Genomic DNA, 6,435 nt, shown 5'->3' with positions numbered 1-6,435 from the left:
TCTCGTATATTACTTTTGCATCTCCATTGAAAAACAAGGCACGAAACAAAGGCCAATTTCAATGGATTTTTATTGAAGATTCCGTAGCTCAGTTGGTAGAGCATCTCCCTTTTAAGGAGAGGGTCCTGGGTTCGAGCCCCAGCGGGATCACACCGAAAACCCGAGCAGAAACGCTTGGGTTTTTTTGTTTAAAATCAATCTGAGATAAAAGTAACAGGGTCTTTCTCTAATTTAATCTTCAGCCTCTTCCGGATGCTCTCTCTTATAGCGCAATAAGTTACGCTTGGTGCGGTTGATGCCTACACTTGTAACGGCACCACTCAAAATGGTTTTACTCCAAAAGTTGAATATTGCCCTTTTCTTATCACGCTCATAAAATATAGTGCCATCCCTAAAACTGAGTAGACGAGGGTTTGACTTTCTTATCACGAACGTATTGGCAAAGAACGTTTTTAAGTTTTGAGTAAAGCCTCTGATCTCTTTTGTGTCTTTGTCGAGAATAGCAATGTTTAGTTTGTTGTACCTTAAATTCATAGTGCCTGTTGCTAATTCATTGTTCCCGTCAAATACAAAATGTGTTTCCTTGGCTACACCGCTCTTTATTTTGATGTTAGCAATAGGTCGCAACAAACGAGTCATGGTAGTCAGATCCATGGGGCCAACCCTGCCTCTAAATTTAAAGGCATCTTTTGGGTCGTCCATTGCAAATGATACATGAGCTGAAAAGTCTCCAGACCCGAGTAGCGTGCCCGTGGCCTGCAAATACATCGGTAAACGAAACAGCGAATCTCGTGTAGCAAGATTGATGATTCTTCCGTCAAGGTTTGTGAAGCCCACAGAAGCTATGTTTTGTGTGGAGCCGGGCCTTTCGCTGTAGGTAATGTCTCCTTTTACCTTAATGGTATCTATTTTTAGGAGCAAGTCGAGTTGTTTGAGCATTGTTTGCGGCAAAGGCCTTCTTTGGGTTTCGTCAAACGGCAAGTGTTTATCTCTAAAAACCTCTGCTCTGAGTCCTTCTAACTCTACTATGCCTAAGTCTACGAGCTCAGTTTGTAACAAAGCCTCCAAATCGAAGTCACTTACATTGAGGTGCTCCAGGCTCACGTCAAACCAATCTTTCTGATAGGTGAGTGTAGTGCTATAAGCCAGTCTGTCTAGTTGAGGCTCTAATGCTATTTGACTGAGTCGGACAGCTTTTAACTCATGATCGTAAGCGTAATCTCCAACTTTTAACAAATAGTTGCTCGCTTCGACCGGATAAAAAAAGTTCTTGCCTTGTACGCTCAAGCTTTGATTAGAAGAAAGTAGCTCAGAAAGTGATGTATTACCATTAGATTCTAAATTATGAATATCAAGGTCTAAATGGTCCAAATTCAAAGCGGGTTTGCTTCTTTGAGATGTAACGGTAAATGAGCTTTTATTAAGGTCAAGGTGACCTACAGAAACTGTTTCAAATGGAAGCTCAAATTGTTGCCCTTGCCTGTTTTGAGAGCTATCACTCCTTAGCGTGAATTCAGCCCCATCTATTGTAATATTTTCGGCAATAAGCTGATCATTTTTTAATGCTTGAAGGTCCAAGTCCTTAAAAAGTGCTTTTTCTATTAAGAAAGGAGAGGGTTGATTTTTATTAAGCTGACTTATATCGCTAATAGTGATCAATCCTTTGCTTGAATTATAATCCAGATTAGAGAATTTTACGGTAGTGTTTTTAGGGCCGATGGTGCTTTCTGACAGATTTAAAGATGCGTCTCTGCTAAAAAGAATCTCTTCATTTTCTAAAAGCGCATTGTCACTGTCAAACTCTGACAATTGAAGATTTATAGATTTAAGGGCTAAATCGATAGAGTCTCCTGTGTTGCTTTTATAGAAAGCCTGACCATCCTTAATTTCAATACGCTGAATGGCAATCTTAAAAGGAAAAGAAATGGTGTCACTTTGAGATTGGTCGTAAGTTTCTCCGGTAAGCAAAGGCCGGTTTATTGTTAATTGATCCAGTTTTAACGCACCCTTGTCATTCCATAGATTTTGGTCCCAACCTGTGGCAGCGATCTGAGGAATACTTAGTTTAAAATCATCGGTGTCGACTTTCACTTTATCCATTGAAAAAGAAGCATCAGACTCCTCATAAGCCAGATTCCTTATTTTAACATTCTGAGAAGAATTGGTATACCGGATTTCACCTGCATGAAGGCTATGATAGCGAAGCGTGTCATCTATGGTATTCTGCAACTGAAAGAAAATCGAATCTCCTTCAATTTGCCCGCCATCCATACGTAAAATGACAGAACCGTTTTTGATGCTTACTTTACCAAGAAACATACCCATTGTCATGGAGTTGTTGCTCGCATTCGATATGGCCCAATCGATATTTGGTTCGCTGATTACCACCGAGTCTGATTGCGGATATGGGTCAGAAAGAAAATCATCAAGCGAAATACCATAACTATCTATCCGAGATGCGGTGATAGAAAGCGAGTCGTTCTCTAAATGGTTTATTGTGGGGTTTTCAAGAAGAATATGCTGTAGCTCTTCAATGTAGTTTACTTGACCTGTGATTCTATAAGGATATTTATTGAGTACAACTGTGGCATTCAAATTTTCATTTTTGGTTATGTTTTGCCAACTCTCAACGCTTTCATCAAAGAGAAAAGCATCTGATTGAAAGCTAAAATTCTTAATTGAAAAATTCCCGGCAGTGAGCTGGCCTTTTTCTATCACCAGACTGTCGCTTTGTATTTTGTTGATAAATGGTTGTAGGGTGCGGTAGGCAGAGTCTACACTAAGCTTTACCGATTGATCGACACCACCACCTATGTCAGTCGGTATTTTTACTTGAGGTTGATAGATGTGCATTCGTTTCGCTACTACTGATTTTTTCTTGATGGCATCTACAATATCAATACCGTCTAAAGCCAAGGTAGTAAGTAGAAACTGGGTATGATCAACGCTGTCTTTAGTGCCTATAGAAAGACCATTTATTAGCACAGAATTTTTTGATGAAGAAGCTGAAACTGAATCAACTTTAATAAATGAGCTATCTGTTTTCAGCATACTCAGTACACTCATATTGGCGTTTGCAGCACTAAACCATTGTTTCTCCAGGTCAAATGACTCATCGAGTGCAACATCAAGGATCTTAAGGTTCACTTGATCTATATGAAACGAAGTCTCATTTTTATAGCTTAATTGGGCTTGCTCTATGAGTAAAACACCGATACTGTGTCCTGAAAAGACAGATGAAGCTTTTTTGCGCTTTTTATCTCTGGTGGGCTTACTTCCGGAAATAGCAATCTCCGGGTTCTGGAGCTTGAGACTATCAATGATTAGCTGCTTATCTTTATAAGCTTTTAAATAATCAATGCCTACAAGATCTAACGATGGTACGTGTATGTCATACCTTAATTCTACTTCCGTACTCAAACTGTCGAGGGGTTTGATAGTGGCTTCCTTAAAAGACAACACAGAATCTGCAGTAGACATTACCAGGCTTTCAAAACTAAATGCATGCAGGCTGTCTGGTAATATAAATGATTGCTGATCAAGGCTGATCTCTATTTTTTCGGAGTAGAAAATTTCGTTTTTGGCATCGGTAGAGTCAAGTACAAAACTTTCGAGGTAGAAATTAATGCCATCAAATTGTTGCCCTGATGGGTTGTGTATAAAGCTGCCGGACTCAATCTCAAACTCATCGATTTGCAACACTTCAATATAATCTGAAAGTGATAAATACAGGTTTCCTAAATCAAGAGTTATTTCAGTCTCAGTATCTTTCTCTTTAATAAATTCTACTACCGGGTCGTATACGGTAATTCCGCTTATGTGTACTTTCCTATCCGTATACACAGCAAGCACCTCCTGAAGTGTTACCTCCATCTTTCTCAACTCAATGCGATAGCGAGTCGGTAGCAATAACGAATCAGCAGTTTCTTTGGGAGTTAGTTTAGCCTCGTGCAGTGTAATTTGTCCAGCAAAAGGCTCAAAATCGAAAGATTCATACGTAAGTGTGTAGTTGTTTTTTGACTCTAATGCTACATAGCGCTGTATGAATTCATTGATAATTGAGCGCCCATAGAGATGTATAAATATTGCAAATGCGCTCAATATAGCAATTGAAACCAGGAGCCAACGGTAGCGTTTAATGATATTTTTAATTGAGCCTATCACGTTTATATACATCAGGTAGCAAACCCAATGCTATAATAAGTCATATCTCAATACAATCCTACCGGGATGAAGTTATGGAGAGCTATGAAATCGGAGCGCTTTCTGTTTCTTTTGCGTAAGCAAAATCCTTAATATCGGAGATGTCCATACGATGATTTAATCGATCAGAATAATGAACACTTTTCACCACTAGTCCTTTGTCGATCAAAAATTCGGCAGGCATGGTTTTGATAGATTCATCCTCTGCCATCATGTGCATGGGCACACCCACTTTTTTAGCTTTAATGGCCGTCTGCACAAATGAAGTCATGTGACTGATGGCGGATTTTTTACCAGAGCTTTCTATACCATAGGCCGAGTAGTGAACCTTTTCAGGGTCCGCTATAAGCGGAATAGGGGAGACTTCTTTGTGAAAAGTGCTTCTTAATAGAACCCTTTCTGTAGATTCAAAAAAGAAAATCATCTCCAAACCTGCGGCTTTCATTTCCTCATGTATTTTGGTGAGGTTATGAACTCTTAAGTTGCAAAAAGGACAACCGGCATGTCTGAAAAAGCCTATCAATATTTTTTTATCTCGATAGTCGTTGAGGTTTATTTCTCTGTCAAAGATGTCTTTTGCTTTGAAAAAAGGGGCTGTTATATTTTTCTGTATCATGTGCGTATGTATCGTGGATTGATATACGAAATAAGTGACTCATATAGTTCTTATCTTGACAAAAATATTATGTATAGCGGTCAAAAATTTTTAACTTATTCTTCCGTTTCACGTTGGTAATACCTCCACAATGGGGAAAAAAATGCCCGAAGTAAAAAATAAGCTTATAGGTTTCTTTTTGCAGTAACGCACAATTGTGATTTGGCAACATTTATGTGCATCAGTTGAAGATGGTCGATGAATCTGAAGAAATATTAATCAAAAAGATGCTCAGAGATGAGCAGATGAACAAGCTGGAAGCCGGTTTGTCAATGGTTGCGCATGATATACAAAGCCCTATAGCACAGGTTAAAGGTTTGCTTGAATTAGCACTGCTCAAAAGTGATAATAATAGAGAACTGAGAGAGATACTGGAAAAAGCTATCGAGTCTAATGGTAGGTTACAGGGTAAAGTTGAAGACATACTAAAACGAACTGGGAGTTTTAACAGCGATATCGAGGAGGTTGACTTTAGAGCTATTATAGAAAAGGCGAAAGAATCTCTTGAGGGCGTAGATGGTTATAAAAACACAAAGTTTATTACCCGGGTTGAAGATGACCTTCACTACTGGGGTGATACAGTGCGACTGCAGAGTGTTTTTCAAAACCTGATCGAAAATGCCATAAAGTATAGAAATCCTAAGGCTGACCACAACATAATCATCTTTAGTGTTTGCCGAAGAGAGATGGGTATAATTGCCAAGATTACCGATAATGGAATTGGCATTAAAAAAGAACTCATCCCGTTTATATTCGAAAAAGATTTTAGGGTAAGTGACACCAATGATGGACATGGGATGGGTTTATATCTTGTAAAGAAAAACCTCAATGCCATGGGAGGTTATCTTGAAGTAGAAAGTAAAGAAGGCGAGGGCACCACATTTACAATAAAACTTACCGACAACCAGGTGATAAAGAAAAACGCTGATCCGTTGTCTTAGAAGGCTGCCAACCCAATACCTTTTCGGCAACAAGTAAAAGGTATATATTTGATTTATGAAAACTGCCTCATTAATCATCTGCCTTTTTTTATGCTCGCCATTATTGGCTCAAAACTCGGCATCCATTCTTTCTAAATCAATCGACTACCATGACCCTCAGGGTGTGTGGCCAAAATTTCAGGCTACTTTAGATATCACACTTCAAATGCCCGAAGGACCAAGCAGGCACAGTATGGTTACCATAGATAAACCCAATCAATTCTTTAGATTGGTAGAGATTAAAGGCAATACAAGTATTGAAAGACAACTTGATAAGGGTGATTGCAAAATATCACTTAATGGTAAAAGTGAGTTTACACAAGAAGAGAAAGAAAAGCACAAATTGACCTGCGATCGCACCAAAATGTATCGCGATTATTATACTTACCTATACGGCTTACCGATGAAACTAGAAGACGAAGGCGCACAACTGGATTCTTTAGCACCACTTACGAAGTTTCAGGATAAAGAGTATTACCGACTAAAAGTAACATACGCTGGAGAAGTCGGGTCAGACATATGGTATTTTTACATAAACCCAACCAATTATGCATTGGAAGCCTATCAGTTTTATCACGATGAGAGTGCCAATGATGG

General features: G+C 38.9%; 4 protein-coding genes and 1 tRNA gene. 3 read left to right on the top strand and 2 right to left on the bottom strand.

Going from position 1 to position 6,435, the window contains the following annotated elements; genetic code table 11:
- Positions 1–77: 77 nt before the first annotated feature.
- A tRNA-Lys gene (locus tag E1176_RS08340) sits at positions 78–150 on the top strand.
- A gap of 81 nt (positions 151–231) precedes the next feature.
- Here E1176_RS08340 and E1176_RS08335 read toward each other — a convergent pair.
- Both E1176_RS08335 and E1176_RS08330 read right to left on the bottom strand, forming a co-directional pair.
- Positions 232–4,101, bottom strand: coding sequence for an AsmA family protein (locus tag E1176_RS08335; RefSeq protein ID WP_155210152.1), 3,870 nt, complete (start codon positions 4,099–4,101; stop codon positions 232–234).
- Positions 4,102–4,246: 145 nt separating this feature from the next.
- A complete protein-coding gene (locus E1176_RS08330) occupies positions 4,247–4,819 on the bottom strand; it encodes a redoxin domain-containing protein (protein ID WP_155210151.1) in 573 nt (190 codons plus the stop codon).
- A gap of 215 nt (positions 4,820–5,034) precedes the next feature.
- On the opposite strand from E1176_RS08330, the gene E1176_RS08325 reads away from it, so the two are divergent.
- The gene (locus E1176_RS08325) at positions 5,035–5,799 is read left to right on the top strand and encodes an ATP-binding protein (protein WP_155210150.1); all 765 of its coding nucleotides are present in this window, start codon (positions 5,035–5,037) and stop codon (positions 5,797–5,799) included.
- 103 nt (positions 5,800–5,902) lie between these two features.
- Positions 5,903–6,435: DUF6503 family protein (locus E1176_RS08320; protein WP_155210149.1), on the top strand; the 533-nt coding region annotated here is incomplete at its 3' end.

Origin of the sequence: Fulvivirga aurantia, assembly GCF_009711475.1 — a bacterium.
Lineage (GTDB): Bacteria > Bacteroidota > Bacteroidia > Cytophagales > Cyclobacteriaceae > Fulvivirga > Fulvivirga aurantia.
The sequence above is the reverse complement of the archived record's forward strand: the minus strand, read 5'-3'. Positions and strand labels throughout refer to the sequence as shown.